This window comes from Yokenella regensburgei (assembly GCF_051486985.1).
Lineage (GTDB): Bacteria > Pseudomonadota > Gammaproteobacteria > Enterobacterales > Enterobacteriaceae > CBFFRJ01.
Genome location: NZ_JAHVDV010000010.1, coordinates 108,564 through 135,424, shown reverse-complemented (window position 1 = coordinate 135,424; position 26,861 = coordinate 108,564). Strand labels below are relative to the sequence as shown.

The 26,861-nt window shown below is 52.9% G+C and carries 26 protein-coding genes and 3 pseudogenes; 11 read left to right on the top strand and 18 right to left on the bottom strand.

The window, feature by feature from the left end; translation table 11 throughout:
* Positions 1 to 164: 164 nt before the first annotated feature.
* The 8 genes from KXR87_RS09760 to KXR87_RS09725 form a co-directional block, all read right to left on the bottom strand.
* A complete protein-coding gene (locus KXR87_RS09760; protein WP_437432067.1) occupies positions 165 to 926 on the bottom strand; it encodes an SDR family NAD(P)-dependent oxidoreductase in 762 nt (253 codons plus the stop codon).
* 52 nt (positions 927 to 978) lie between these two features.
* Complete coding sequence (locus tag KXR87_RS09755; protein WP_437432066.1) at positions 979 to 2,040, bottom strand: ABC transporter ATP-binding protein; 1,062 nt, start codon at positions 2,038 to 2,040, stop codon at positions 979 to 981.
* 2 nt (positions 2,041 to 2,042) lie between these two features.
* Entirely contained in the window at positions 2,043 to 2,909 is an 867-nt protein-coding gene (locus KXR87_RS09750) for a carbohydrate ABC transporter permease (RefSeq protein ID WP_437432065.1), read from the bottom strand.
* Positions 2,890 to 3,792, bottom strand: coding sequence for a carbohydrate ABC transporter permease (locus tag KXR87_RS09745; RefSeq protein WP_437432064.1), 903 nt, complete (start codon positions 3,790 to 3,792; stop codon positions 2,890 to 2,892). Before KXR87_RS09745 ends, KXR87_RS09750 begins: the two co-directional genes overlap by 20 nt.
* Before the next feature lie 10 nt (positions 3,793 to 3,802).
* Entirely contained in the window at positions 3,803 to 5,131 is a 1,329-nt protein-coding gene (locus tag KXR87_RS09740) for an ABC transporter substrate-binding protein (protein WP_437432063.1), read from the bottom strand.
* Positions 5,118 to 6,086, bottom strand: a complete 969-nt coding sequence (locus tag KXR87_RS09735) for a TauD/TfdA dioxygenase family protein (protein WP_437432062.1) — start codon at positions 6,084 to 6,086, stop codon at positions 5,118 to 5,120. The genes KXR87_RS09740 and KXR87_RS09735 overlap by 14 nt, the downstream gene beginning before the upstream one ends.
* Positions 6,087 to 6,334: 248 nt before the next feature.
* Positions 6,335 to 6,679, bottom strand: a complete 345-nt coding sequence (locus KXR87_RS09730) for a type II toxin-antitoxin system RelE/ParE family toxin (RefSeq protein ID WP_437432061.1) — start codon at positions 6,677 to 6,679, stop codon at positions 6,335 to 6,337.
* Between the two features lie 13 nt (positions 6,680 to 6,692).
* Positions 6,693 to 6,962, bottom strand: coding sequence for a hypothetical protein (locus tag KXR87_RS09725; RefSeq protein WP_437432060.1), 270 nt, complete (start codon positions 6,960 to 6,962; stop codon positions 6,693 to 6,695).
* A 986-nt stretch (positions 6,963 to 7,948) separates the two neighbouring features.
* Between KXR87_RS09725 and KXR87_RS09720 the strand changes: the two genes are divergently transcribed.
* Positions 7,949 to 8,506 (top strand): hypothetical protein, encoded by a 558-nt coding sequence (locus tag KXR87_RS09720; RefSeq protein ID WP_437432059.1) that lies wholly within the window; start codon positions 7,949 to 7,951, stop codon positions 8,504 to 8,506.
* 322 nt (positions 8,507 to 8,828) lie between these two features.
* Here the strand turns inward: KXR87_RS09720 and KXR87_RS09715 are convergent, their stop codons facing one another.
* Positions 8,829 to 9,875 carry a YiiG family protein gene (locus KXR87_RS09715; RefSeq protein ID WP_437432058.1) on the bottom strand — a complete coding sequence of 349 codons (1,047 nt, stop codon included), beginning with the start codon at positions 9,873 to 9,875 and terminating at the stop codon, positions 8,829 to 8,831.
* Positions 9,876 to 9,954: 79 nt separating this feature from the next.
* The gene (locus tag KXR87_RS09710; RefSeq protein ID WP_437432057.1) at positions 9,955 to 11,790 is read right to left on the bottom strand and encodes a M48 family metallopeptidase; all 1,836 of its coding nucleotides are present in this window, start codon (positions 11,788 to 11,790) and stop codon (positions 9,955 to 9,957) included.
* An 835-nt stretch (positions 11,791 to 12,625) separates the two neighbouring features.
* Between KXR87_RS09710 and KXR87_RS09705 the strand changes: the two genes are divergently transcribed.
* Entirely contained in the window at positions 12,626 to 13,183 is a 558-nt protein-coding gene (locus tag KXR87_RS09705) for a hypothetical protein (RefSeq protein ID WP_437432056.1), read from the top strand.
* A 408-nt stretch (positions 13,184 to 13,591) separates the two neighbouring features.
* Here KXR87_RS09705 and KXR87_RS09700 read toward each other — a convergent pair whose 3' ends face one another.
* Positions 13,592 to 13,822, bottom strand: coding sequence for a hypothetical protein (locus tag KXR87_RS09700; RefSeq protein WP_437432055.1), 231 nt, complete (start codon positions 13,820 to 13,822; stop codon positions 13,592 to 13,594).
* Positions 13,823 to 13,960: 138 nt separating this feature from the next.
* On the opposite strand from KXR87_RS09700, the gene KXR87_RS09695 reads away from it, so the two are divergent.
* On the top strand, positions 13,961 to 14,467 hold the full coding sequence (locus KXR87_RS09695) for an N-acetyltransferase family protein (RefSeq protein WP_437432054.1): 507 nt from the start codon (positions 13,961 to 13,963) through the stop codon (positions 14,465 to 14,467).
* A pseudogene (locus KXR87_RS09690) lies at positions 14,455 to 14,955 on the top strand (GrpB family protein); the annotation flags it as partial. The gene KXR87_RS09695 and the pseudogene KXR87_RS09690, both read left to right, overlap by 13 nt.
* A gap of 72 nt (positions 14,956 to 15,027) precedes the next feature.
* Here the strand turns inward: KXR87_RS09690 and KXR87_RS09685 are convergent.
* Positions 15,028 to 15,753, bottom strand: a complete 726-nt coding sequence (locus KXR87_RS09685) for a hypothetical protein (protein ID WP_437432053.1) — start codon at positions 15,751 to 15,753, stop codon at positions 15,028 to 15,030.
* Between the two features lie 211 nt (positions 15,754 to 15,964).
* Here KXR87_RS09685 and KXR87_RS09680 point away from each other — a divergent pair, with 211 nt between their 5' ends.
* Both KXR87_RS09680 and KXR87_RS09675 read left to right on the top strand, forming a co-directional pair.
* The gene (locus KXR87_RS09680) at positions 15,965 to 16,324 is read left to right on the top strand and encodes a DUF1304 domain-containing protein (protein ID WP_437432052.1); all 360 of its coding nucleotides are present in this window, start codon (positions 15,965 to 15,967) and stop codon (positions 16,322 to 16,324) included.
* Complete coding sequence (locus KXR87_RS09675) at positions 16,314 to 17,099, top strand: phosphotransferase (RefSeq protein WP_437432051.1); 786 nt, start codon at positions 16,314 to 16,316, stop codon at positions 17,097 to 17,099. The genes KXR87_RS09680 and KXR87_RS09675 overlap by 11 nt, the downstream gene beginning before the upstream one ends.
* Before the next feature lie 91 nt (positions 17,100 to 17,190).
* Here the strand turns inward: KXR87_RS09675 and KXR87_RS09670 are convergent, their stop codons facing one another.
* On the bottom strand, positions 17,191 to 17,640 hold the full coding sequence (locus KXR87_RS09670) for a carboxymuconolactone decarboxylase family protein (RefSeq protein WP_437432050.1): 450 nt from the start codon (positions 17,638 to 17,640) through the stop codon (positions 17,191 to 17,193).
* Positions 17,641 to 17,866: 226 nt separating this feature from the next.
* Between KXR87_RS09670 and fos the strand changes: the two genes are divergently transcribed.
* Complete coding sequence (fos, locus tag KXR87_RS09665) at positions 17,867 to 18,265, top strand: fosfomycin resistance glutathione transferase (protein ID WP_437432049.1); 399 nt, start codon at positions 17,867 to 17,869, stop codon at positions 18,263 to 18,265.
* A 100-nt stretch (positions 18,266 to 18,365) separates the two neighbouring features.
* Here the strand turns inward: fos and KXR87_RS09660 are convergent.
* Positions 18,366 to 18,638: pseudogene (locus KXR87_RS09660) on the bottom strand (substrate-binding domain-containing protein); the annotation flags it as partial.
* Here KXR87_RS09660 and KXR87_RS09655 point away from each other — a divergent pair.
* A pseudogene (locus tag KXR87_RS09655) lies at positions 18,637 to 19,695 on the top strand (oligosaccharide MFS transporter); the annotation flags it as partial. The pseudogenes KXR87_RS09660 and KXR87_RS09655 overlap by 2 nt on opposite strands.
* Positions 19,696 to 19,737: 42 nt before the next feature.
* On the opposite strand, the gene KXR87_RS09650 reads toward KXR87_RS09655, so the two are convergent.
* Positions 19,738 to 20,664, bottom strand: a complete 927-nt coding sequence (locus tag KXR87_RS09650; protein ID WP_437432048.1) for a LysR family transcriptional regulator — start codon at positions 20,662 to 20,664, stop codon at positions 19,738 to 19,740.
* A gap of 127 nt (positions 20,665 to 20,791) precedes the next feature.
* Here KXR87_RS09650 and KXR87_RS09645 point away from each other — a divergent pair, with 127 nt between their 5' ends.
* From KXR87_RS09645 to KXR87_RS09635, 3 genes are all read left to right on the top strand, one after another.
* Positions 20,792 to 21,055 (top strand): DUF2798 domain-containing protein, encoded by a 264-nt coding sequence (locus KXR87_RS09645; RefSeq protein WP_437432047.1) that lies wholly within the window; start codon positions 20,792 to 20,794, stop codon positions 21,053 to 21,055.
* 197 nt (positions 21,056 to 21,252) lie between these two features.
* Positions 21,253 to 22,839 (top strand): sensor domain-containing diguanylate cyclase, encoded by a 1,587-nt coding sequence (locus KXR87_RS09640; RefSeq protein WP_437432046.1) that lies wholly within the window; start codon positions 21,253 to 21,255, stop codon positions 22,837 to 22,839.
* 101 nt (positions 22,840 to 22,940) lie between these two features.
* Positions 22,941 to 23,225, top strand: a complete 285-nt coding sequence (locus tag KXR87_RS09635; protein WP_437432045.1) for a hypothetical protein — start codon at positions 22,941 to 22,943, stop codon at positions 23,223 to 23,225.
* Between the two features lie 105 nt (positions 23,226 to 23,330).
* Here KXR87_RS09635 and tcp read toward each other — a convergent pair whose 3' ends face one another.
* The 3 genes from tcp to smrA all read right to left on the bottom strand — a co-directional run bounded on the left by tcp (position 23,331) and on the right by smrA (position 26,659).
* Positions 23,331 to 24,995, bottom strand: coding sequence for a methyl-accepting chemotaxis citrate transducer (tcp, locus tag KXR87_RS09630; RefSeq protein ID WP_437432044.1), 1,665 nt, complete (start codon positions 24,993 to 24,995; stop codon positions 23,331 to 23,333).
* A gap of 131 nt (positions 24,996 to 25,126) precedes the next feature.
* The gene (locus KXR87_RS09625) at positions 25,127 to 25,255 is read right to left on the bottom strand and encodes a hypothetical protein (RefSeq protein ID WP_437432043.1); all 129 of its coding nucleotides are present in this window, start codon (positions 25,253 to 25,255) and stop codon (positions 25,127 to 25,129) included.
* A gap of 840 nt (positions 25,256 to 26,095) precedes the next feature.
* Complete coding sequence (gene smrA, locus KXR87_RS09620; RefSeq protein ID WP_437432042.1) at positions 26,096 to 26,659, bottom strand: DNA endonuclease SmrA; 564 nt, start codon at positions 26,657 to 26,659, stop codon at positions 26,096 to 26,098.
* Positions 26,660 to 26,861 lie beyond the last annotated feature (202 nt).

Here is a 26,861-nt window from a genome sequence, read left to right as displayed (position 1 = left end):
GGGAAACAGGTGACCGGGGCATAATCTCTCCCACGGGCTCAGAGGCACCAGGGCCAGGGGATGCTCACCGGTCACCTCCCGATGATCAGTCGGGGATCTTCTCCGGCTGAGCGGAGAAGATCAAGACATAAGGGCCAGGGTGAGGGGAACCGGGCGCACCTGACCTAAACCAACCTTATTCCTGCATCGACAAAAAACTGGGCCCCCGTGCACCCACGGGCATCATCGGAGGCGACAAACAGCGCCATCGCCGCCACATCCCGCCCTTCCAGCGTGATATCCAGCGACTGCATGGCCCTGATCTCTTTTTCCGACTCCGGCGTGCGCCACAGCGCCTGCTGGCGCGACGTTGAAATCGCCCCTGGCACAATGCAGTTTACCCGAATACCAAGCGGCCCGAGCTCCCGCGCCAGGGTCAGGCTCAGCCCCACTATTGCTGCTTTAGAGGTGGTATAGCCTGCCATACCGGGCCTCCCCTTCATAAAACTGGTGGAACTGGTGAGAATGATAGCGCCGCCGCTACGCGCTTTCATTAATGCGGCTACAGCCTGGCTTGCGAAAAACTGGTGATCGAGATTCACCGCCAGGCTCTCCCGCCAGCCGTCCGGTTCGATGGTTAACGTATCGGTGCGGTCGTCACGGGCGGCATTGTTAATAAGTATGTCAATGCCCCCTTCCTGCCCCGCTATCTCGTCAATAACCCGGCGCAGTGCGGTGATGTCGCGCACATCCACCTTGTGAAAATGCGCACCGGTTTGCACGACAACCGCCGCTGCGGCTTGCGCATCGATGTCGAGAAAATGCACCCGGCTCGCCTGCTGGCTGAAGGCGCGCACCAGATCCGCGCCAATGCCGCTCGCCCCGCCGGTAATCAGCACCGCCTTGTTTTCTAAACTCCCGTACCGGGTATAACGATGTTCAGTCATCTTTTCTTCTCATCTGGCGTAAGCACTGCCTGCATTATAGCGCCGTCGGGGATTAATTTAGCCGCACCCCGCTGTCGGCATCAAACAGGTGTGCATGGCGGGCATCAGGGGCTATTTTCAGGGTTTCGCCCGGCTCTGTTTTGACGCGCTGGTGGAACAGCGTGGTCACTTTCTTGTGCCCGATGTTGAGCAGAATCTGTGTTTCCGACCCGGTGGGTTCCACCACGTTGACCTGCGCAGCGATAGTCGCCTCCGGCGTCAGCAAAAAGTGTTGCGGGCGCACGCCATAGAGCACCCGAGAGCCGACATCCAGCCTGGTGTTTTGTGTCACCGGCAGCGCGATGCCATCCTCGGTAAGCACCACGCCCTGCCTGTCTACTCGTCCACTGAACAGATTCATGGATGGCGAGCCAATAAAGCTGGCGACAAAGGCGTTAGCCGGGCGGTCGTACAGCTCCAGCGGCGTACCCACCTGCTCAATATGGCCGTCGCGCAGCACCACAATGCGATCGGCCATGGTCATGGCTTCAATCTGGTCGTGGGTGACGTAGATCATGGTGGTGTTGAGCCGCTGGTGCAGGGCTTTAATTTCGGTGCGCAGTTCAACGCGCAGTTTGGCATCGAGGTTAGACAGCGGTTCGTCGAACAGAAACAGGCGCGGATGGCGCAATATCGCCCTGCCCATCGCCACGCGCTGGCGCTGCCCGCCGGAAAGCTGCGACGGTTTGCGCGCCAGCAGCGGCGTCAGCCCTAAGGTTTCTGCCGCCTGTTGCACCTGTTTGTCGATTTTCGCTTTCTCTAGCCGCTGCATTTTAAGCGAGAAACCGAGATTCTCGGCCACCGTCATATGCGGGTAGAGGGCGTAGTTCTGAAAGACCATCGCCATGTTGCGCTCCTGCGGCGAGCGGTCGTTAATCACCTCGCCGTCGAGCACAAGTTCGCCGCCGTCAATGCTCTCCAGCCCGGCAATCATTCGCAACAGGGTGGATTTTCCGCAGCCGGATGGCCCCACCAGCGCAATAAACTCGCCGTGGTGAATGGTCAAATCAAGACCGGGAATAAGGGTCTGCCCGTTAAAGGTCTTTGCGATGTTGTTTAGAGTCAGGGTTGCCATGATTAATCCTTAAGCCCACCGGCGGTGAGGCCGTGTACTAAATAGCGGCGCACCAGCAGCGTAAAGGCCACCACCGGGAGCATCACCAGGGTGCCGCTGGCGGCGATTTTGCTCCACTCCCACCCTTCGTATTGCAGGAAGTTCACAATGGCGACCGGCGCCGTAACGGCACTGGTGCGGGTGAGGATGAGCGCATAGAAAAAGTCGTTCCACGAAAAAATAAAACAGAGAATGGCAGTCGCCGCGAGGCCGGGTTTCACCAGCGGCAACGACACGCGCCAGAAGCTTCCCCACAGCGAGCAACCGTCCATCCACGCCGCCTCCTCCAGCGCCACCGGTACGGCGGAGAAGAAGGTCTGCATCAGCCAGATGACTATCGCCAGGTTAAAGGTGAGGTACACAATCGCCAGGCCGATTATCGTGTCCTGTAAACCGAGCCAGCGCCAGGCGAGGAAGAACGGAATGGTAAAGGCGATGGGCGGTGCCATGCGCGTGACCAGGATCCACAGCGCCACGTAGCGGCGAGCGCGAAAGCGCCAGCGGGTCAGCACCCAGGCGGCAGGCACGCCCAGCAGCAGCGAGAAGACCGTCGAGAGCACGCTGACCATCAGGCTATTACCAAAAGGCTGTAAAAAATTCCCGGCGATCAGCTGGCGGTAAGCCTCCAGCGTCGGCGTAAAGAACAGCGTCAGTTCGAACGCGTCCAGCGACGGGCGCAGGGACATGATAACCATCCATAAGAACGGTGCGAGGAACAACACCAGCAGCAGTAACGCCGCCAGCGTGCGCTTGCCTTTAAAGCGCCAGGTTTTACGCCGTACGGGGGCCCAGGCCGCCACCCGAGGTTCGTCAGTTTGTTGCACTGTCATCGTTCCACCCCGCACGGCCAATCAGCCAGCTTAAAAGGAATACCCCGACCAGAATCACGACCGCAATCGCGCTGCCGTATCCCCACCATGAGAAGTTAAACGCCTGGATGAAGCCGTAATAATTGGTGACTTCGGTGACCGATCCCGGCCCGCCGTCCGTGAGGATGTAGATCAGCGGAAAGGCTTTGAAGCTGTCGATCAGGCGAAAGAGAATACACACCGCCAGCACCGGTTTGAGGTGCGGAAAGACGATGTAGCGGAAAATATTGAACGACGACGCGCCGTCGAGACTCGCCGCTTCCCGCGGTTCGTTGGGTACCATTTGCAGCGCCGCCAGCACCATCAGCATGGTGAAAGGAAACCACTGCCAGACGTCCGCCACCACTATCGCCCACAGCGCCGTATCCGGGTTGGCGATGAGTGAGTCCAGCGGCATGTCAAAGCGGTCCAGCACCTGATGCAGCGGGCTGATGTCCGGCGTGTAGATGATTTTCCAGATAAGCGCGACGATGATCGGCGGCAGCACCATCGGGATCAACAGCAGCGTGCGCACCCCGTTGAGCAGCCGCGACGGGCCATTCAGTAGCAGCGCCAGCAGCAGGCCAATCAGCACCTGGAAGACCACGCTCACTACCGACAGCTTCAGCTGGGTGACCAGCGAGTTGAGGAAGCGATCGTCATGCAGTAACTGCTGGTAGTTCACCAGCGGGTTGCTGAAGGTGAAGGTCGCCTCCGGGTTGGTAAGGCTGAACGGCGTCAGGCTGGTTATCAGCAATGCCGCCGCCGGGACCAGGGTTAATAGCGTCAGCACGGCAAGCGACGGCGATAACCCCAGCAGCCAGGCAAGACGCTGGCGATGTCGCCAGCTTTTGGGTTGTGCCATCACGTCCACCTTAGATTTTTGCGCCAGCACGCTTAAGATCGGCAATCGTCCCGGCCTGCTCCTGGGCCATCGCCTCTTTCGCCGAACGCTGCCCGGAGGCAATCAGGGCTATAGCCTTGTTCAGTTGCTGATCCACCTGGGGATAGAACTCTACGGTGCGGTACTTCATGTAACCGCCCTTGCCCGCCTGGTCGATGGCATCGATGGACAACTGCGCCAGATCGACACCGTTGATGACCTGTTTGCTGCGAAACACCTGCGAATCGATATCAGTGCGCCTTGTCGGTGAACCGTATCCGGCGGCCAGCGCACGGGCTGTCATCTGTTTCGAGAGCGACCACTGAATAAAGGCCCACGCCGCCTCTTTGTTCTTCGATCCGGCCGGAATACCCAACGCATGGGTTGCCATGCCGGGGAACGCGCCTTTCGGGCCGCTGACCATCGGCCCGAAGTGCGCCGTTTTCAGGGTGCGCGAGGTCTGCGCATTGCCAAGCTGCGCCAGGTAGGTCTGGCTGGCGTCGGAGAAGTTCACCTTGCCCTGCCTGAGCGCCTGCAACGACTGGTCGGCGGTATAGGTGAGGCCGCCGTTCGGGCCAAAATCGCGAATTAAACGAGCAAAATAGTCCGCCGCCTGCACCGCTTCCGGCGTATCCAGCGTCGGGAAGAGATCGTCCGGCGGCGTGCGAAAAACATTGCCGCCAAAAGCCTGCAGATAGGGAATAAAGGTCCAGCCGTAGTGGTTGTCGGTGACATACCCGGCCACGCGCTCTTTCTTGTTCACCGCCTGCAACACCTTCACCAGCTCGTCGGTGGTTTTAGGGAATTCAAGCCCGGCCTGCTGGATGAGATCATAGCGCGACGCCCCCGCCAGCATGCCTTCCACCACATAGGGAATGCCGTACAGCTTGCCGTCGCGCCCGGTTTCTGCCGCCAGGGTTGCGGGCAAAAAGTCCTGCAAACCCCAGTCTGCCGGGGTCAGGTTCGGGTTGGCGATGTACTCATCGAGCGGCGTCAGCCAGCCTGCGTTAATCCAGCGGCTGGTGTAGATAAAGGTGACGTTGACCACGTCATAGGCCGACCCGCGCGTCGACAGTTCGAGGTCGGCGCGCTGGTTGTAGACCGGGAATGCGGGGGTATCGAGCTGCACTTTTGCCCCGGTCAGGGCTTCAAACTCCGGCAGCCACTGGCGAATTAACTGCGGCCAGGCGGTGCTGAAGGTGGAGACGTTAAGCGTGACGCCGTCGTACCTGCGCGCCACGTTTGCGCCACGGGCGATGGCCGGGATCATGCTGTAGACCCCGAACGCTGCCATGGCTTTGAGTAAATCACGACGCTGCATAGTTTACTTCCCTGTCCTGGTTTACAGTGCCGGAGCCGTTGGCGGCATCCTGCGGGCGGGCCACGGTGCGGCTGCGGCTGCCGTCAATGGCCACGGCCTGCTCGCCTTCGATGGTGACGCGGCGCACGAGGCGCGGCTGGGCGCCGTAGTCATTGACGGCGTAATGCTGGGTGCTGCGGTTATCCCAAATCACTACGTCGTCCTGCTGCCAGTTCCAGCGCACGGTATTTTCGAGGCGGATAATGCGGTTTTGCAGTAATTCAAAAAGCTGCGCCGATTCGCGGCTGCTGAAGCCGACAATTTTTTTCACAAAGTGGCCGAGTAATAACGCCCGCTCGCCGGTGACCGGGTGAACATGCACCACCGGGTGTTCGGCTTCCCATACGGATGAGACGAAGACTTTTTGATGGTGATTGAGGCGATGTTCTTCGGTGACAATTCGTTCGGCCCCGTAGTCGTAGTTATTACTGTGAACCGCGCGCAGTGTGCCGACGAACTGTTTTAAGGATTCCGGCAGTTGTTCGTAGGCTAAAACGGTATTGGCCCAGACGGTGTCGCCGCCATAATCCGGGATAGTGACGCCGCGCAGAATGGATATTTTCGGGAAGGCATCCACAAAGGTGACGTCGGTGTGCCAGGAGTCCGCCCTGCCGCCGCCTTTAGAGGCATCCAGTTCGAACAGTTTGGTGCCCGCAGGCGCGGGAACCGTGGGGTGCGCCACGATTTTACCCAGACGCGCACCAAAGGCCTGATGGGCCTCATCCGTTAAATGGCTCTGTTTGCGGAAGAATAAAACCTTATATTTTACGAGTGCATTTTCTATTTGCTGAATATGCTCATCATCGAGTTCCGCCGAGAGCGAAATATTGCGCACCTCTGCGCCGATGTTACCCGCGACGGGGTGAATATCCAGTAAATCAGTAGTGAAACGAGCAAGGTTGCCTGATGCGGTCATGGTGATTTTCTTTTAACATTGTCCGGAAAACCACTCTAGTAATAAATATGCGGCGATTAAAAATACTATTTGGTAATAAATATAGTAAGCGCTTTTGACTAAGCTAAGTTGAGAATTAGAAATAGAAAGGTGTGTGGTGGAATATGTTGCATTAATAGCGAGATTAAGGGAATTGGTTTTTGATTAATATCAGGAAAGCGATATTGTCAGTGTCACAATGAATGATATTCATCTCATCAAAACCTGATTTAGTTCAACACCACATAGCGGTAGAACATCGACAGCAAATCCTGCTTCATGCTGACAAAAAGCAAAATTTCTACGGTATTCGTTTCTTCGTCGACATCATATAAACATCGCGCCCCGTGCTCGACGGACAGGCGTTCGCGTATGAGAAGACCTTTATCTGCCATCATCACATTGTGATGGTAGCGTTTTGGATCCTGAACAACAGCAGCTAGCGATGTCTGTAAGAGTTCATCAACCCACTGTGCGGCACTCACCGGATCGTTATGGAAAGATTTCCAGGATTCCGCATCCCTGAGAGACCAAAGTGCCGTTGGGGAGATTTTGATTGTGTAAGAAGTTTTCACTCAGTGTCTCGTGTTAAGTTCTGGCGTCGCGCAACGCCAGGAGCGCTTCTTCTGGCGACATTCCCTCGCCGTTTTTGATTTCACGTTTTGCGGACAATATGAGTCGCAACAGTGCATTGGATTGTTTTTCCATTTCTCTTTCGCGAAGTTCAGCTTCACGTTCGCTGGCTGTCTGCACAAACAATTCCGCTGTACCATTTTTCGTCACGTAGACGCCGCCTTCAAAAAGTTCCGGATTGCCAAGGCCTTCACGGGCCAGTTTCTGTGACATGGTGTTAGTCATACTTAATTCCTCTTTCATTTACCCGTACCGGGCATCAGTGAGCTTACGTTAAGGTGGATAGATAAGCCCCGCACCGCGCTGCCGTCACGACGTTATGGCCCTGCGAATTTTAGCAGTGCGCCAGACAGGTGACAAATTTATACTAAATTTATAACTGCACGGGTATTCATCGATAACGGAATACATCACCAGGCATAAGGTGGCACTCATTTGGGTAAATGGGCAGTAAAAATGTAATTGAATATCCAGAATTGCGAGCCTGCTTCGGGGAATGCGGCTTGTCACGCCATTTATATTACTGCAACTTTGCGCCGCGCCTGTAAAAGCAGGCGTCGAAACTGGAACCTGAAGAACCTTATCGGCAACATTAACTCATACGCAAGGTTGCCAGTATGATTGTTTCTTCAACCCATAGTTCATTGATGCGAAAAGAGTGTTTGAGGATGTGCTGTTTTAAGCTGGGATAGAGTGACAAGAGGTTGAACGCGCATGGCTGGAAGTGAAAGGCGGAGAGTGAGGTGGAAAATGCGCTACAGTTTGGCTTTCTCGTTGAGAGGTGGCGGGTATGTTTATCATGACGTTACCAATAATGAAAGATGACATTTTGCTTGCAGCAAAGCTGCCTATGAATAATTTAGTAAAAGCTAAAAATAGTTCATCTGTCTCTATGCCGTAAAAAAGGTGTACTTGCAAATGAGTCATAGAAAGTATTTTTAATGATCACTCACTAAGTACCAGTGTGACTCATCAACCCGTTTAGAAGTAATATAGAACCGGGTCAACTGCTAGCATTGAAAACAATACGCTCTCCCGACACGCTTAAAACATTCACCAGTTGCGCGGGGCATTAATAAAGTTGACCTGAATCGCTTACTTAGAGATTTTTATCGTATAAATTAAAAGCAAGAGTAATATTTTTTGTTGTGAATTCCTAAAGTTAATGATATTAAGGAAAAAATAAAATGTCACACGTTGAGGAAAGTATCATGAAAAAATTATCATTATGGAAGCCCAGAGATCTTAAAACTTACTGTCTGCCATTACTTTTTCCTTTAGCCATGTCGATGGTAGCGGTGCCAGCGTTAAGTTCACCTCTGATTTTTATCGAAGTGGCTGATACTATAGCTAATATTGATCATGCACGTGGCGGTCTAGAGAAAGTTGATGCTATTTATGACGGCACCACACTGACTAGTTTGATCGTGCAACCAACTAGCAATGGATATACACAGCTGGAGAATGCCTTTCTCAGCTATAAGGAGCAAGGGGGAGACTGGTTAACCAGATACTACCGCGATAAAAAGATACCCGAAAATTTATACATCAAGGAATCCACCCCGCTCAAAGGAACATCTGCATCAGCACATTCGTTTGCTTATGTAATCACAAAACTTAACAAAGAAACGTGCAATATGTTTAATAATACAATCGACCCCTCTGTTACCTATAAATATATAAATCAAGGTGACAAAATTAACACATCGATTGAAAAAGCTGGCAAATGTGAAGATAAGAACGACAATGAAGTTGTCATACTAAAATAAAATCAAATCTCTTTCACAATTAATTTATCAAAAGGAATTCATATGGATTCCTTTGTAAGCTTTTAGTTGTAAACAGAAATGTTTCCCTTTCACATTCTTCTTTAATATCGTTTGACTTTTAGAGCCGTAAACTTTTCCTTCTTCATTCCTGTAGCGACGTCTCACTATTCCTCAACGTTAAAGCCATGATTGTTTTACTTACTAATGAGCTAACTCGCCCTTCTGCTGAAATAACAACGAGACCGGCGTCTTCTCCTGCCCCGTTTATTCCATCGTGCTCCCCCGCCACTGACCTGCGCCAGCACCAGGGGAGTCTTAGGAGTTACAGACTGTTACTGGCCTGAACCATTTCGTTATAGGATTTCAAAACCCGCATCGGTGAACCGGAAACCATCCAGCCACTGCCACCTTCCATCATCATCTTATCGCCCTGGCTGTAGGGCGTTTTGTCACGTAACCGGCGCATCATATCCTTACTGTCTTTCAGGAAGGTTTCTGCACGACTCAGGAAAACCGACCAGCCGATCGGCTTATCCTGGTCGTTGGCCGTAGACTGTCTGGCTTCCTCTAACAGCGCGCCATAGGCCTCAATCGCTTTGATGACGTTATTAACATCCGGTGATTCTGCATCAAACAGCATGGTCAGGTCTTTTCCCTGGCTGACCAGTGCCAGTCGATAGTAAGCGAGATGCTTGCCTTCGGTTTTCTCGATCTCGGCAAGCTGCGCGGCATTAAGAGCGCTCGACTCCTTCTCCAGTTCCGCACCATAGACGTCGCTGGCGTTCATAAAGGCTTTAAATGCCTTCATCAGCGGTTGATGCATCTCCTTGCCCTTTGCAAAACCATCATCCTTATAATCTTCCTGACTGTAATACTGATGCGCTTGCGAGACTAAAGGCGCAAGCGTTGTCAACTCAGTAAGATATTTTGTCGCCGCGTCATCCAAAGCGGGCAAGGCAGGCTTCGCCTTCACGGCCTGGTTGATGGCTTTAGTACAGCTTTCCACTTGATAGGCCGGGATGTGCCCCAGGGTGTACACCTTACGCTCTTTACCCGTTGGCCCCGTTTCCACGTTATCAATCCAGCTGACATAACGCTCTGCACTGTCGTGCACGCTACCATCCGCGGTGTTAAAGCATTCGATGTAGTGGTTCACCTTGGCGGTGAGCTGCTCGGTTGGGTCTTCTACAGCCGGTGTTGCACTCGCCGTAGCAGCAGGTTTGGCACCCGGCGCCGCAGCAGGTTTCGCGTCTGGCGCCGCAGCCGGTTTTTCTTTAGGGGCGTCGTTGTTATCGCAGGCGGCCAGCGGCAAACACAGTACGGCTGCCACCATTGCAGGTATTACATTTCTGGTCGCTTTTTTAAACACTGTTATTCCTTGTGGAGGTCAATAAGTAAAACGGTTGTGGCTCAACCCTGGCACTAAAGGCGCAGGGTTGAGTCACCGGTTATGCTTGTGGTTGCGTCACCGTCTCAGGCTGCTGGGGAAGCGCGCGCACTGTCTGATGGCGATGCCAGTACCAGGCCAACACTTCCTTGAACCGTTCGATCTCTTTCTTCATGCCCGGCAGTGGGATTTGGCTGCGTTTTTTGCCCTGGGCGTTTGGCTGCACATGTTGCAGATGCAAGGTATCCCGGCCGAAGTTTCTTAACACATTGATGTTTTTAACGTTATCCCACTCCAGCAGCTCGCCCGTTTTCGGCGCCACAATGCCCTGCCAGGTGATTTCGATTTGCGAACCGTCTTTCAGCGTGAAGGGAACGTTGGGGAAATACTTCAACACCAGCGCAGTCTCGGCTTCGCCCGTGGGCTGGTAGCGCCATGCCAGGCTCTCTTCATGGTTAGAGGAGAAATCGCCTTCGTACTTCTGCCACAGCTGCTGCTCAATGTTGTCGGCCACCGGGATGAGATCGACCCAGCTCTCCGTCGGCAATTCTGCAGCCATCGCGGCATAGGCGGTCTCTTCGACGCTAAAGCCCACGTTGCGCATTCTCTCAGTCAGCGGGGGGTGTGAATCAAAAGGATGCGGCACATTCTGTTCACGCATCAGGCTGATAAAATCGGGGGAACCCACATGCGTCGGCAGACCAGCCGCGATAGCGTGACGGATACCCAGCTCATTTTCATGCAGCGCGTTGTTTTCAAACAGATTCCGCTCAATCTGATAGCGGTAACTGGCATAAGCAGAAATTTTGATCAGCGACTCGATAATCGCGGCGGGCGAGATGAGTGCAGAGGCATTGCGATCGGCTACGAACTCACGTTCACGACTGTTACGCTGCCACGCCAGTTCAAAGAGCATGCGGTACAGATACAGCGGATAGTAGACAATCAGCGTGGCCACATTCTCGCTCATCAGGGCAGTATACAGATCGAAACGGTGCAGCTTCGGCCCCAGTAAAGCGCCCGACGCCGTATCGCCTTCATGCAGGTGAGTCAGCTCGTGCACCATGACACCATCCGCCTGAGCGAGGGTGAGTTGACGCAACAGAGGGATACTCACGTAGAGCTTGCGCCCTTTTAAAAGCTGGTCATTGACGCGAAGCGGTGCTTCTGTCACGTAAAAATTGGTGTCGATACCGGCAATAATGTGATCCGGCGGCGTCGTGCCTACTTTTGCGGCCAGCGCATCAATGCGTGACCACAGTTGAGGGGCTGCATCGCGGCTCACCACCTCCCCTTCGATATTCTCTTCAGGCGGCAGTTTTTTGAAGATGCCCTTAATGATGTAGTAGATACCCGCCAGTACCATCAACCCCACCAGAATAACCAGCTTCGGATAGTAAGTTTGCGTGAAGAAGGCGGTTCCCCAGAAAGAGAGCCATACCAGCATCGCCCCCTGCACTATTACTTCCAGTGAGCCGGCAATCATCAGGAACGGGCGCGCAAGCCGCAGGCTTAACAGCTGGCTGGGGCGATCTTTAAAGGCGAGCGCACTGAGTAGCACGATAATCAGCAGTACAACACCGCCGGCAATCAGCGTCCAGATGGCGGCTTTGTCCATCATATAGAACTGCCAGAGTTCTGAATTCGGCGCACAGACTGCATTTTTATACTCAATCAGATTGTCGGCCACCGGGCCACAGACGCTTGAGGGGGGATTCTGTTGCAAGAATTCAGTAAGCTTTCCGGCATCCTGATGCTGTCTCTGGGCATCCTCAATAAAGAACTGCGTATATTCTTCGTTAAGTGATTTATTCCCGTATTCAGCAAAGCCTAATGTGATAGCTGGTACGAGAAACAGGGTTAACAGAAGCCAGAAGACTACCTTTGTATAACCCATTTTCAATTCCGTTATGCTTTTCAACGTGATTAACTCATCCGATGTTTTAATGGGAGAAACTGCGTTCGTGGGAATGGCCACAAGGCATCACTCTGCAAGTCAGAAGACCGCACCCTGCCGCCACATTTAAACTACTTTACAAACAGTCTACGTTGATTGTAAACCTACCTTTGTTAGTTATGGAAATATGAAATCAAATCTCGCGGTTAATTTATCAGGATATATTGCATCCACTGGCATATCCCTGCCCCACGCCTGGAGGCAACGGATGAAATATCCACACCATTATTACGCTTTACAAATCATCGTGCGCCACAGGGAATCGTGTCGCGATAAAATGGCACGTAATAACAAATGCCCATCTCCGCCCTTGCTTTAATCCATATTTAAGAATTATCGCATTGAGAAAAAATATCTTTGTCAATCATCGAAAGAGAATGAATTCAGGACGGAAATCATTCGCAACACAGAGAGAAATGTGTTAGTTTTCCAAACAAATCCTAATAAAATCAAGGGAAAAGCTGACCAGGCGAATGTCAGAGATTAAATTAAAGGATGATTTTACCTTTTTTTGCTCCAGCCTCAGGCTCTTGCAAACCGGAATTTCCCCTTATTTTTTGTACGATGAATTTTTTCATCCTGCATACGAAAAAAGAGCTACCTTTATTCATTCTGTCATTATTGGTGCCGCATTTGACTGCACGATAAAACCAGGAAACAGGCGGTAATGCCAGCTTGCAGGCTGGTTAATCAGTAGCGTTGAATATTCACTCTGGGCTCTGATCTTTTACCGCCGGTTCGTTAGTTAAGGAAATAACAACATGAGGAGTTGTCTATGAAATTAAAGAAGTTAGTTAATCTGTCCGCTGCCATTTGCTTTACCGCGGCGCTGGGCTGCACGCTGAATGTCGCTACCGCTGCCGAAACTCAAAAGACAGAACAAGCAGCGTCCAGCAGCGAAACGCTCTCTCTTCTGGGTGGGAAACAGGTATTTACCTTGCAGGGCTATGAAGCCCAGCCTGTTCCTGGCGGCGCGCCTGGAAAAATGTATGTCAATAAACAGGCTAAACGCGTGCTTATTATTGGCGAAGAAGATATTCCGTTGGCTGCCCGCGCTGCCAGTGAAGATGATTTCCTCAATGGCCTGAAATCTATTAAAGACCAGCAGAAGCAATCCTCCCCTGCTTATAACGTTGTCAGTGAAAAAACCGAGAACGCGAAGGGCCTGAAGGTCTACCACATTGAAGCCACCAGCAATATGGATGGTACTGATGTTTATCAGGCCACGCTGATTGCGGTCGCCAACAAAAAATTCACCATTATCCAGGTCATTTCTAACCAGAAAGATAAGCCGGGTCATATCGCTGCTGTAAACAATATCCTCGGTAAGTAAGATTGCGTTGAAGTGGTGAGAGTGGTGCGTTTATGCGCCGGGTGTTCCCCTCACCCTGACCCTCTCCCCGGCTGGGAGAGGGAACCTATTGAGCAGGCCGGGGCGTCCACAGCCGGTCCTCTACTCAAAAGTGCGAGGGAAGCTTTCAGGCAGACTGGAGGCCATTACCTCTCCCCCATTTTTCTGCTTTTATTTTACTGTTACGGTTGCGGGCTGACTGCCCCCCGTACAGCCAGACACAGCTAAACACCATGCCGGACGTACGCAAAGAGACCGATATCAACACCGCTGCTCAGAAACTTAAGGCTATCGCCCAAACCGGGCTAACGTATTGAGAAGATGTATTAGACCGACAAAAAATCAGACCCGGTAGCGTTGCGATCAACCGGGCCTGCTGATGCAAAGGGCTTATGAACTGGCGCTACGCAAAGCGCAGCAGAACACACAGTTACACCCCACGACAGGAATAAGTTTTGCCACCTCGCCGTAATTCACTTTGCCGGAAGGTGCCTGCCCGTTAGCCAGATCATTGCCTGCACTCAGCGCCAGGGCGGCGTGAACAGAGGGTTGAGACACGAAGGCAGCGGTCTGGAACGATGTCGCTAACAGGGCCGCGCCAATAACAGTCAATACTTTCATTTTGTCTTCCACAAGCTATCTCAGAAAATCAATCTAATCCGGGCGAAATCTGAACACCAGATCTGGGGGCTGAAAAACTATGCGCATTTGTTTCAGACTAACCACGCACTGAAAAATAGAAAGCATAACGGGAGAGGTATGAATATTACTGTCTGTGAACCGCAGGAGTATGAAGATCTGGTAGACATTTTTATCGAAATGGAGACCTGGTACAAAAGCGATCTCTGCTTGCAGCCTCACGATATGGCAGCCTATCTCAGGGAGAGCGTCTTCGCGGCTGATAGCGGGACGGAAGTGCACAAAGTTGTCTGTGATGGTGTTATTGCAGCCTTTGCCTGCGTGTCGGTGATGTACCCCTCCCCACGATACAGCGGGCAGATGTTTATCAAAGAGCTTTTTGTTTCTGCGCCCTTCAGACGCAGAGGCATCGGCAGAAAACTGATGAGTTTTATCGCCGGGCGCGCGCAGGCCCGGGGCTGCCTGCAACTGGACTGGCTGTCGGTAGCGGCCGACCCGCTTGCCCAACAGTTTTATCACGCTCTGGGTGCAGACATCATCAGGAGTGTTAATTACCACCGCCTGTACGGGGAAAAGCTGGATACTCTCGCCAGTGAAAACATGGAATACCCGGCATGCGAAAGATAACCGTAGCGGAGTATGACGCGCAGTGGCCCGCCCGCTTCGCTGCCGAAAGTGCCTTGCTGCAGCGTGTATTGGGCAAGGTGATGGTGCGTATCCACCACATCGGCAGCACCTCCGTACCGGGGCTCGCGGCCAAACCGGTGATTGATATCTTGCTGGAGGTGAATGACCTTACTGCGCTGGACGGCCTGAACCCGGCAATGGCAGAGGCCGGTTACAGGGCACGTGGAGAGAATGGCATAGCGGGTCGCAGGTATTTCACCAGGGGCGATAACGCGCGTAGCCATCAGCTCCATGCCTTCGTCACCGGCGATCCGCAAATCAGAAAGCACCTCGCTTTTCGCGATTATCTCAGAAAGAACCGTGATGTGGCCGCCGCCTATGCGCAGCTAAAAAGGGCGGCTGTGCTGGCAGCCGAGGGTGACAGTCAGGGTTACAGCGCGCTTAAGGAAGCGTTTATCGCCCATCATCTTCGGCTGGCGCTGGGGGATGAGAAAAGCACTCCAGAGACCACGCCTTCCTGTTGCGTTGCCAGGGAACACTCTTCGCCACCCGATACCTTATCAGGGGCGCATAAGAGGTTCGATACCGATCCATTTTAGTGTCGGCTGATAACACAGCTTCAGCGGAGGAACACTTATCTTCTGCCCGCCAGCCTCAAGCTCACCGAGGTGAATGGTCCATTTGGTGTTCGCCAGCTGGTTATACACCTTGAAGACTACGTAAGCAGAACCGTAGTCATCATTATTGGTGATACGCGGCACGTTACGATGCACCTCATCACTGTTGATGTCATAAGGCGACGGCCAGGCATGTTTCAAATCATCTTCAGGAAAATCATAGGGAAAAAATGTGGTGCCGGAAAAAATTTCAGGCCGTGCGGCAAGGCGTTGCCCATCACCGAAGTCAATGTATGCCTGACGGCTATCCAGCATGATCGGTACAGGCGGCGCTCCCTTACTTCCCGGACGCGATGGTCGTTGTCGACCTTTGTTATAGGCTATCAGCTGAACATAAAATTCCGGCCGTGCATCAGGCCCTTGTACATGAGGGAGAGTGAATGAAGCGCGTTTAGAAGGAACATATCTACCGGGAATCGCATGATCGTAGAGATAGGTTTCAAGAATGATCTCTTGCTTTCCATCCGGGCCATTAATCGTGAAGGTATGCTCGCTCTCACACAGATCGATATACCCTGGTCGCTCCTTTGGATACGGAATACAACCACTCAGCAATAACGCGAAAATCGTTACCGCCGACCCGCTCAGCAACATCCGGTTTAATGGCATAATAGAATCCCTGAATATCCTCTCCTGTCACGACAGCTTAGGTTAAGGTCGCGCAGGGGTACAACCTACCAGATTTTAAATATCCGCTTTTAGCTCAGGGCGCACCTGCCCCGCCCCTCTCTTTTACCCCTGACTTTACTCGCCATCTATGCCTGGCAGAGGGTACTTATCTATACTGCTTCTCAACGTCCCCTACGCCAGAGGCCAGATTGTGCTCGCCACTATCCTCATCACCCTCGTTGCTCTCATCCACATCTACATACTTATCCTCGAAATGTTTTTGTGGAACACGAAGAGAGGCCGCAAAGCCTTTAACCTGACCGCAGAGTTTGCCCGGCAGACACGTGTGCTGGCGGCGAACCAGGGGTTGTATAACGGGTTTCTGGCGGCGGGGTTGCTCTGGGGATTATGGTTGGGTGAACACGGCACTGCAGTGTGTCTCTTTTTCCTGGTGTGCGTCGTGATTGCCGGTATTTTTGGCGCGGTGACGGCAAGCCGGAAGATACTTTATGTGCAGGCACTGCCAGCACTGGCGGCGCTTCTCACACTGCTGGTTGCGTATGGCAACTGACGATCTCTCCCGGATGGGGGCCTCCCGCGTGGTGCGTGTCCGGGATAAAACCGGGCGACTGAGGATAGAGAAAGCCCCGGTCAGCGAGGTGGAATACTGCTTTTATCAGCACGTCGCCGGTGAGCTTAACCAGGCGGGCATTGCCACCCCAGCGCTGATATCCGCCGATGCTGCCCGTCGCGCGCTGATACTGGAGTATATTCCGCACCCGGTGAGCCAGGCCGATGTGACAGCAGATGACATACTGCTCATGCTGGGTCAGCTGCACCGCTTTCCTGCCCGCGCTGAGTGGGTGTTTCATCAACATCAGTGGTCAGAATCGGCCCTGGAGAAAACCCTGGCGCTACTGTCGCTATCTCAACAGTCCGCGCAACAGCTACGGCGTTTTCAACGCTGTAGCGAGGTGTTGTTCTTCCCGAAGCGCCTGATTTCAGGGGACACTAACGCGGGCAACTGGGGAAAGAGAGCGAACGGCGGGTATGTGCTTTTCGACTGGGAGCGCTTTGGCCAGGGCAGTCCGGCGATTGATCTGGCTCCCCTGATAAAAGGTATGGGCAGGCAACAGGAGTTTGAAGCGCTGGCCGCACGTTATCAGCGGTTTTCCTCTGATAAGGAGAAGCATCTCGCCAGAGAAATCGCGATTGCCAAAGCCTGGATCGTAAGTGAGGTCGTCACTCTGCTTGAGGAGCGGCAGAAAAGCGACCTCTCCCGTTACCTCAGCTGGTACAGAGAGCACCTTCCTGCCTGGCTTAATAAGACGGGTAGTATGCTTTAGTTTCAATCAGGCAGAGAGAGTGAAGCAAAAGACAACATTCCCGCCAGCAAGGAACTACGCTCTCCCTCACTGGCACACGCCAGAGGTTACTTCACGCTTTGGCGAGCGGCTTCATCCTGAAGCTTATCCCCATTCGGTTAAGGGCGTTCATAGTAGCAATGACAATGGTCAGTTCGACGAGCGCTTTCTCGCCAAAAACGGCAAGCGCGGCAGAGTAGGCTTCGTCGCTGGCATGCGTTTCGCTGACACGGGTGACCTCTTCCGACCAGGCCAGCGCAGCCTGTTCCTGCTCAGTGAAAAGATAGCGTGCCTCTTCCCAGACCGGGATCAGGACCATCTTTTCAACAGACATACCGTGCCTGAGCAGATCGCGGGTGTGAATATCAATACAGTGCGCACAGCCATTGATCTGCGAAACTCTTAAAAACACCAGATGGATTAACGTTTCAGGTAAGGCTGTTGCGGTCGTGGCGTAATGATGAAGTGCACCAAGAGATTTTGCTCCCTCGGTAGAGACGTGAAACCAGTTTGGGCGATTCATGGGTGTCTTTCCTGGAAAAGTATGGGCGAAGATGAGTCAGTACCGGGTCGCCAGCTTCTCGCGGGCTATGCGTACAACACGTAACCAATACCCAGTGACAGGGATGTGATAATACCCCGTGGGGACCTGCAAAAAAGGGTCAAAAAACGTTTTAAAAGGTAGGACAACAAAAGAGAGAAATAACGGGGAAATTATCCGCCCTGCCCACAATCCTGAAGAGGCGCTTATGCTTACCGGACTGAACCACATCACACTTGCCGTTAATGATGTATCGAGAAGTTTTGATTTTTATGTCAACACGCTGGGCTTTTCACCAAAAGCCAGATGGGCACGGGGCGCCTACCTCACACTGGATAACCTGTGGTTATGCCTGTCTGCGGACAGCGTAGTGCCTGGTGAGGATTACACGCATGTCGCGTTCAACGTGGAGTCGGATGACTTCGAGAGGGTTGTGCAGCATTTGAAATCGGCAGGCGTAATAGAATGGAAAACGAACCGGAGCGAGGGGAAATCGCTCTATTTTCTCGACCCCGACGGGCACAAACTGGAGATTCATGACGGTGATTTAACGAGTCGCCTTCGCGCCTGCCGGGAAAAACCCTACGACGAGATGACGTTTTTCTGAAAACGTCATCACTGCCGGTCGCGGGAGGGATGCGTTCCCCTGCTGCCGATTGCAGATACGCCTGCGCGGGGGCATGTTGTCTGCGTTGCGCAAGTTGTATTCACAACTTCTCCACCAGCGTTTTCAGCGTGCTGATTAGCTGCACTTTTTCATCGCCAGCATCGTTTTGCAGCGGCCAGGTTGACTGGCGCAGGATTAACCGGGTGGGAAGAAGCTCACGGACTCGCATCTGCGGCGCGGCAATCTGCTGGATGAGCAACTCCACGGCGCGTTTACCGAGCTTGTTGAAATCCTGCGCCACTGTGGTGAGCGGTGGCTGAAAATAGAGGCTGTCTGCGGTGTCATCATAACCGGTCACCGACACCGCCAGGCTCATTTCCGATAAACTCGGCCTGCGCAAACATCTGCTGTGGACCATTACGGTATTACTGATTTTGTTTGCGCCCTTCTTTATTTTTGTATTGTCGCCGCTGTTACAGATGAATATTTTCATCGGCGCACTGGCAGGTGGCATCTACCTTGGCATTGTCTTCTCCAGCGGTTCCGGCGCAGTAGAAGCTTATATAGAGCGCGTGAGCCGTGCCAACCGGTTTGAATATGGCAAAGTCCGCGTATCAGGCTGTGTGGGCTGGGCGTTATGCGCTTCCATCACCGGGATTTTATTTGGCATCGACCCCAATATAACTTTCTGGATAGCTTCCGGTTTCGCGCTGGTCCTTGGCGTATTGTTGTGGGTTTCAAAACCGGAAGGCAGCAGCAGCGCAGAGGTTATCGATGCGCTGGGTGCCAATCGTCAGGCCTTTTCTATGCGAACTGCCGCCGAGCTACTGCGTATGCCCCGCTTCTGGGGGTTTATTGTCTATGTGGTGGGGGTCGCCAGCGTTTATGACGTCTTTGATCAGCAGTTTGCTAACTTCTTTAAAGGGTTCTTTTCCAGTCCGCAGCGCGGGACCGAGGTGTTTGGCTTCGTGACCACGGGGGGCGAATTACTCAACGCCACCATCATGTTCTTTGCTCCGGCTATTGTTAACCGCATCGGGGCGAAAAACGCTCTGCTGGCCGCCGGCGTGATTATGTCTGCCCGTATTCTGGGTTCCTCTTTTGCCTCCTCTGCGGTGGAAGTGATTATCTTAAAAATGCTGCATATGTTTGAACTGCCGTTCCTGCTGGTCGGCACCTTTAAATATATCTCCTCTGCTTTTAACCCGAAATTGTCGGCCACGCTGTTTTTGATTGGCTTTAATTTGTCAAAACAGCTTTCGGGGGTGGTGCTCTCAGCATGGGTAGGACGAATGTACGATACCGTTGGCTTCCATCAGGCTTATCTGGTCCTGGGCTGTATTACGCTGAGCTTTACAGTGCTCTCCTTGTTTACCCTGAAAGGGAGTAAAACCCTGCTTCCGGCGAGCGGCTATAACAGCGCCGCCTGAAAGGAGCAGCCCGCCGCCTGGCGGGCTGGTTTCCGGCAGGGATCAGGCACGCGTTGCCTTTCCGTCTTTTACCGCCGTTTCTAAAAACGCTATAAACGCTCTGACCCTGGCATTCAGCGCTGAACGTTCGCTGACGCAGGCATAGATAGTCATGGGTAACGACTGTGGATCATTATCATCGCCCTGGCCGTGGCAAAACAGAGGAGTTAGTAGCCCGCGCGCAATCAATGGCCGGGCGACAAAATCCGCAAGCCGGGCAATTCCTCCGCCGTTAACGGCTATTTTGGCAATGATATCAATGTCATCACTGATAAATTTAGGATTGAGCTTCGCGCTGACTGCCTCCCCCTTTACCCGAAAGGTCCAGGGAAGAAAACGACCGTCAGTAGGATAGCGAAACACCAGGCAGGCATGCTGACTGAGTTCATCGGGGCTCACTGGCGTGCCCGCACGTTCAAGGTAGGCCGGCGCGGCACAAAAGATAAAAGGGAGCGATGCTATTTTTCTGGCGATCAGCTGATCGTTGAGTTGCGCCTCGATGCGGATACTGACATCCACTCCTTCCAGACGGTGGTCTACGTTTCGGTCTGTCGCCATGATCTCAATGTCGATACAGGGAAAATCGGCATTAAACGCGGGCATCAGAGGGGCAAGGACGTACCGACCAAACGCCGCCGTGGTGGCAATTCGCAGCGGGCCCTGCGGCGTGGTCTCCATCGCGGCAGCCTGAGCAGCAAGCTCAATGTCCTGCGGAATATGCCTGACTTTCTCGAAATAACGTTTCCCGTTTTCAGTCAGGGTCATGCTGCGCGTGGTGCGTGACAGCAGGCGCACACCCAGCTGGGTTTCCAGCCGCGACAGGCCCTGGCTTACCGCCGCCGGACTGGTACCTTTGGCCCGCGCTGCCGCTGCAATACTCCCGTTTTCCACCACCCGTATAAAATTACTTATCAGCCCCAATACATCCATTTCTGCCTCTGTGCATAATTCTTCACTTTTTCTTAACAATGATTAAAGCATACCCGCACTACACCTGTCCCGTTTCGCCTGGTAGGGTAGCGGCTCCCGAAATCAATTTTGTTAATACGGAAACACGATGACCAAAGCTATTGCCCGACCCACGCCGCGCCTGCGCTTTCCGAAACATGCCTCACCCTGGATCTTTGCGCTTTACATGGCGACTATCATGGCTTTTCTCATGAGCCTGGTGATTACGATGGCGGAATTTGGCGTTGGGCCCGATTACATGGAAAATGTGATGAATGCCTACCGGGTAGCCATGCCCGCGGCCTTTGTTTGTATCCTCATTATACGTCCACTGGTTATGCGTCTGGTGGGACTGACGGTTCACGGGGAGTGAGTCGGATTTCCCGGCGCAGATAACACTATAAATGGCGGCATTTCCCGGTGAATGCCGTTTTAATAAGATAAAGATCATCCTCTTTTCAGGGCTTCATCCTGAGGTTAAGCCTTTCTTTGCCCTCAATGCGGCTTATGGATATATTCTGCGCAACATACTGGTAAAATGCCGCCACCTTTATCCTCGGCCCTGAGCACATGTTTAACAGGACATACCGTCTTCGGACTCTTATGCTGGCCCTCTCCGTTGGAGGGATCCTGCTGACGTCAATGTTACTTCTGGGTGCACTCACCCTCTTTCAGACAGGCAACATCGAAGAGAGTCTGCTTGAGAGTAACATCGCCTACGCCCGAAAACTTGCCGATACCACCGACCATTACCTGGCCACCGCAAAACGGGAACTGGCCTACAGTGCCAGCCTTATTAAAAGCGTTGAAGACACAAAACGGCTTAAGTATGAAACTGACCGACTGCGTTTACAGTCCGGCTTCTTTAACTCCGTGGCCGTGGTATCGGCGGGTGCCATGATTGTTGCGACCTCGCCTGAAAGTCCGTCGCTGACCGGACGGCGGCTCACCTCGGTGCCAAACCAGCAAGCGTTAAATAAAAAGCAGCCTTTTATTTCCGCCCCCTTTGTCTCGGCAGCCGGAAACTATCTCGTCTTTCTCTCGCAGCCGCTCTTTTCAGTGGAAGGAAAGTATATCGGCTATCTGGGCGGCACCCTTCATCTCAAGAAACAGAGCATGCTCAGTGAGATCCTGGGCCAGCACTTTTATGACAACCAAACCCAAATAAGCGTCGTCACCGGCGAGGGGCGTATTATCTTCAGTCATGATCCCACACTTGTGGGTACGACGCTTTCTGCGGAACCGGCGCTCATGGAGAGCGTCGTTCATGCCCGCAGTGGGGGGGTCATTGACAGAAATAACGTGGCGGCTGATCTGATAGGATTTGCCAGCCTTAATCAGGCCGACTGGCACGTTCTGATTGCCGGGACCTCCGAAAGTGTGTCGACAATTCTGCTGCGCAGCGCCATCAACGCGGGATGGTTCATTCTCGCTATCATCGCCCTGACCGTGGCGATTGTGACCTATTTTGCCGCGCGTCTGTCCGCTCCTCTCGAAAAGCTGGCGAAATTTACCCGAACCAACGACAGCGAGAGCGCACTGAGGCAGCTCAACCGGCTTCGGCCAGGGTACGATGAGGCAGAACGGCTTCGTGAGGCGGTCAGTCATCATCTCCAGCGCATGACCAGACGGGTAAACAAGCTCAGCGATGAAGCCATGAAGGATCCTCTTACCGGGCTCTTCAATCGCAAGGGGTTTCGTTTACGGGTCAGTGAGCATCGCGATGCCAGGCAGCATTGCGTGATTGCTATCGATATCGACTATTTCAAGAAAATCAATGACCGCTATGGTCACGATGGCGGCGATGCGGTGCTTATCGCGCTCGGAAAAAAATTGCGTCACTGTTCCCGCGACGCCGATATTGTATGCCGCGCCGGGGGAGAAGAATTTATTATTTTTTTGCCAGAAACCAGCCGGGAGGTCGCCGCTTCTGTCGCAGAGCAGATCCGCGACTCGGTTGAAAGTGCGACATTCCCCCCTGCCGGGCACGTCACCCTCTGCGCCGGGGTGGCTGCACTCAGTGATTGTGATAACGATCTTACTCTGGCATTGCGCCGGGCCGACCTGGCCCTTTATGAGGCCAAAAAAGCCGGGAGGAACGCTGTCATCATCAGCACCCCGGCAGGGATGACAGGGGTGGTGCAGTATGAATCGTAACGGCACAGAAAGGTTTAAGATAAGTATTAACGGTGCCGCTATACAGCTGAAGCTAAAGCCTTATATAGTAAAGCTTCTCGCCTTACTTTAAGGATCCTCTCATGCCCGATTACCATTTTTATAAAAAAGGGAAACATGTCGTCGCTGTTAAAGGTTCAGACGCAGCTGCTGCATCAGGACTGACGCAGCAAGGGTATGAAAAGCAGTTTGAAGAAATCGATGCTGTTAACAGCGAACGCGCGCTGGCGCGTTTTTCCGATATACGCCGGGATAAGCAAACGGATCATCACAATTTTATGGCCGGTGCTATCGCGATGCCGTTAATCGGCGTGTTAACCGCAGTGGCGAATAAAGTGATCCGCAAAAAATCACCGCCAGAGGTATAAGACGCGGGTTGACCAGACGCAACGCAACCGCGCTCCTGCGCCCTTCCAGGCTTTCCTCAATGGATAACGACGCCGGCAGGCATACTCCCTGCCGGCAGTGATGACTCAGAAGGTTTCCCAGTTACTGTCGCTTGCCGCAGGCGCTGGGGTGGCGAGTGCCACACGCGGTGCCTGAACCGGTTTACCGGGTTTGGTTTGCAGTACGCCTGCGCCATTGTTTACACGAAACACCGCCACCGCCTGGCGCAGTTGTTCAGCCTGCTCTTCCAGGGCGGCAGAAGCTGCTGCGGACTCCTGTACCAGCGAGGCGTTCTGTTGCGTAACGCTGTCCATCTGTGAAACCGCAAGACTCACCTGCTCAATCCCTTTGCTCTGTTCGTCGGACGCCGAAGCAATTTCACCCATGATATCGGTCACGCGGGTAACGGCGTTCACAATCTCTTTCATGGTATCGCCCGCTTCCGCCACAAGCGTTGTACCGGAGTTGACGCGGTTAACTGAGTTCTCAATCAGGGTTTTGATCTCTTTTGCAGCCTGCGCACTGCGACTGGCGAGGGAACGAACTTCGCCTGCCACCACGGCAAACCCACGTCCCTGCTCACCGGCACGCGCCGCTTCAACGGCGGCGTTCAGCGCCAGGATATTGGTCTGAAACGCAATACCGTCGATAACGCTTGTGATCTGCGCAATCTGCTGGGAGCTGCTGGAGATTTCACTCATGGTACGCACCACATCACTCACTACTTCACCGCCGCGGGCAGCCGTATCGGAAGCATTTTTGGCAAGATGTGAAGCCTGACGGGCGTTGTCGGTGTTCTGTTTTACCGTGGCGGTCAGCTGTTCCATGCTGGCAGCGGTCTCTTCAAGCGAAGCTGCTTGCTGCTCGGTGCGGGAAGAGAGGTCATTGTTACCGGTGGAAATTTCGCTCGCACCGGTGTAAATGGAATCGGAGCTGTTGCGTACCGCGCTCACCGTATTGACCAGAGAGTGCTGCATGTCGTGAAGGCCGGCAGCCAGTTGGCTCATCTCGTTGCGTCCTTCCGCGGAGATGGTCTGCGTTAAATCGCCGCCAGCGATAGCCCGGATATGCCCCATTACGCTGTGCAGCGGTTTAAGCAACAGATGTTGCAGACCCAGCCAGATGACGGTCATGACCGCAATCACCACCAGCAGTATCACCCCCAGCGTCCACTGCATGCTGGTGAAACTGCTCTGGTTTTCCTGCGCGGCGGCCTGCAGGAAGGTATTGTTCTCCGTACGCCATTTTGTGTAGCTGGCATCCATCTCATCCTGGGCCTGCTGCGCATCTAAGTTACCGTAGGCCTCATAGTTGTTGGCACGCAGGAAAGTGATAGATTGCTGGAGCACATCATGCATTTTGGTAATTTTCTGCGCGACATCGTCCGACAGCGCAGCATCCTGGCCCGCTACGCGCGGCGTACTTTTATAATTGTTGAAGTAGCCTTCCGCACTGACCAGTGATTCCGAGGCAGCGGTCAGCAGTTTTTCGATACTCGCCAGGGAGGCCGGATCGCGTTGGTTTTTCAGAAAGCGGATGGCCACGCGGGTAACGGTCACACGCGTTTTGATGAGCGTATTAACGCTGTCGCCCAGATTTTCCTGCTGCGCACTGAGCACGCCGGTGTTCTGAAAATTTACTCTGTCATTGTTCACCGCAGAGTAAAAGAGTCCCCCGGTAACCAGTTGCAGAAGACAAAAGACCGACAGCGCGATAATGATGCCGGTAATAACCCGTATATTTTTGAGCATAACCTTAGTCCGTGGGAGAGTAGAAATTGCTCAATATGTATCGTCACGGCGGCCATTAACTTTACGATAACTTTGCAGGAACAAACCGTAGCTCACAAACGGCAGAGGGGCTTGCTAAGCCCACCTTTACCTTAAAATCCGCTTTCCCGAATTCTCAATACAGCAATGCGTCGCCAGAGACGCGTAAACCGTGATGCCGCTTTACCGTCAACCACCACCACGCCACGTAACGGTTGATTCGGCGCGCGGTGGATATCCATTACCACCATCATCTGCAACGACGATTGCTACGACCGTTGCGGCCACTGCACCGTAAAATAACAGAAGTGGCTTTAATGACCAGGCCAACGTTTCAGCGAAATCTGAATGATTGTTTAGCACAGCATCATTATGCCCAGATGCGGCTTTATTACGGGCAGAATGTAATCAGGCACGCCATAACAATATTTTTCCTTCGTCGAGATATATCGTGGTGAGTAAGGTGTCAGTCCGGCGTTAACCGGGAAGCGTTGTTCTCTGCTATTTATAGGGATACGACACTGCCACACCTTTTATCAAAAAACCTTTTGAAACAGAAACAGAAACAGAAACAGAAACAGAAACAGAAACAGAAACAGAAACAGAAATGTTACAGCATTTTTATTCCTTCAGAATAGGCCTGTTATTTACAAGGGATATATTTTAGTTAAGCAATGAAATGAGTTTATTTGCCTGTATAAGAAGCTCTGCTAATGCTTTTTTGAACCGCATTTACCCTTTAATACCTCATTTGAAAACGCTGATCGCTGTTGGTCAGGCGCAACGATTTGACCTACCAGGATTGGTAGGTCAATACGTTGTCCTGCATTGACCGTGTAAACCTGATGCCGCGAAGGTCACAAAAACATCATAAGGGTGGACAGCAAAGCAACGGGCGCATTCATTCACCCCTTCACCGTCGGTATCCACATGGTTATCCCCCGTTTCTGTGGATAACCCTGTCACTTTGTCTCGCTGGCGCGAAATCAGGTAGAGGCCAGGTGACGGCCTCAGGCACTGACGGCCAGGGTGCTCTGAGAACAGGCGATGAGGCAGTGGAAAAGCTAAAAAAATAGCCGCATTCAGCGGCTACGTTTAGCATGTCGTTCCCAGTTTTCCTGTTTTGCCTGCTCAGATTTACGCAGCGCAACATAGCAGGCACCACTTCCGCCCTGATGCGCCTGGGCCACGCAAAATGCCTGCACCTCATCAAATTCTGGTAACCAGCGCGCAAGATAACTGCGAATGATGTTGGCATGGGAGCGCTCCTCGCGCCCTTTTCCATGAATAATCAGCACGTTTCGAAGCCCATCCTGACTTGCCTGATGCATAAAGCTAAAGAGTCGCTGACGGCACTGCTCTACGGGCTGGCGAAGCAGGCTCAATGTGGCCTGCTGCATATATTTTCCCGAGCGCAGCTTATCAACCACCCCCTGCTGAACCCCCTCGCGTTTGAATTCCAGCGGGGTCGCTAAGGGGAGAACGTCGAGAAAACCGGTCGTCAAAAAATTATCAAGTTGCAGCGTATCGATTTTCGTCGGTGTGCGGGTTTTACGTCCCGGTTGCCAGTGGACATCCGCACAGCTTTTCAGTGGCTGGACATCCTCCATGGCGTCAAGGAACAACGATTTGTCGTCAGGTTTCATGGTCAGTCCTCTCGCTACCTCTGAGCAGATACTATAGCGGGCGCGTCAAGGACTCACAACGCAAGCGTTCCGTATGCTGAAGATAATAATGCAGCTACGGTTCCGACGGCGACGCGTAATAGCCCCTACCCCTTTCGTGTTATTTAATCTCACTTAACTTCGGGTTAACTGTCATTAATATACTGATATAAAGGTTAACAAT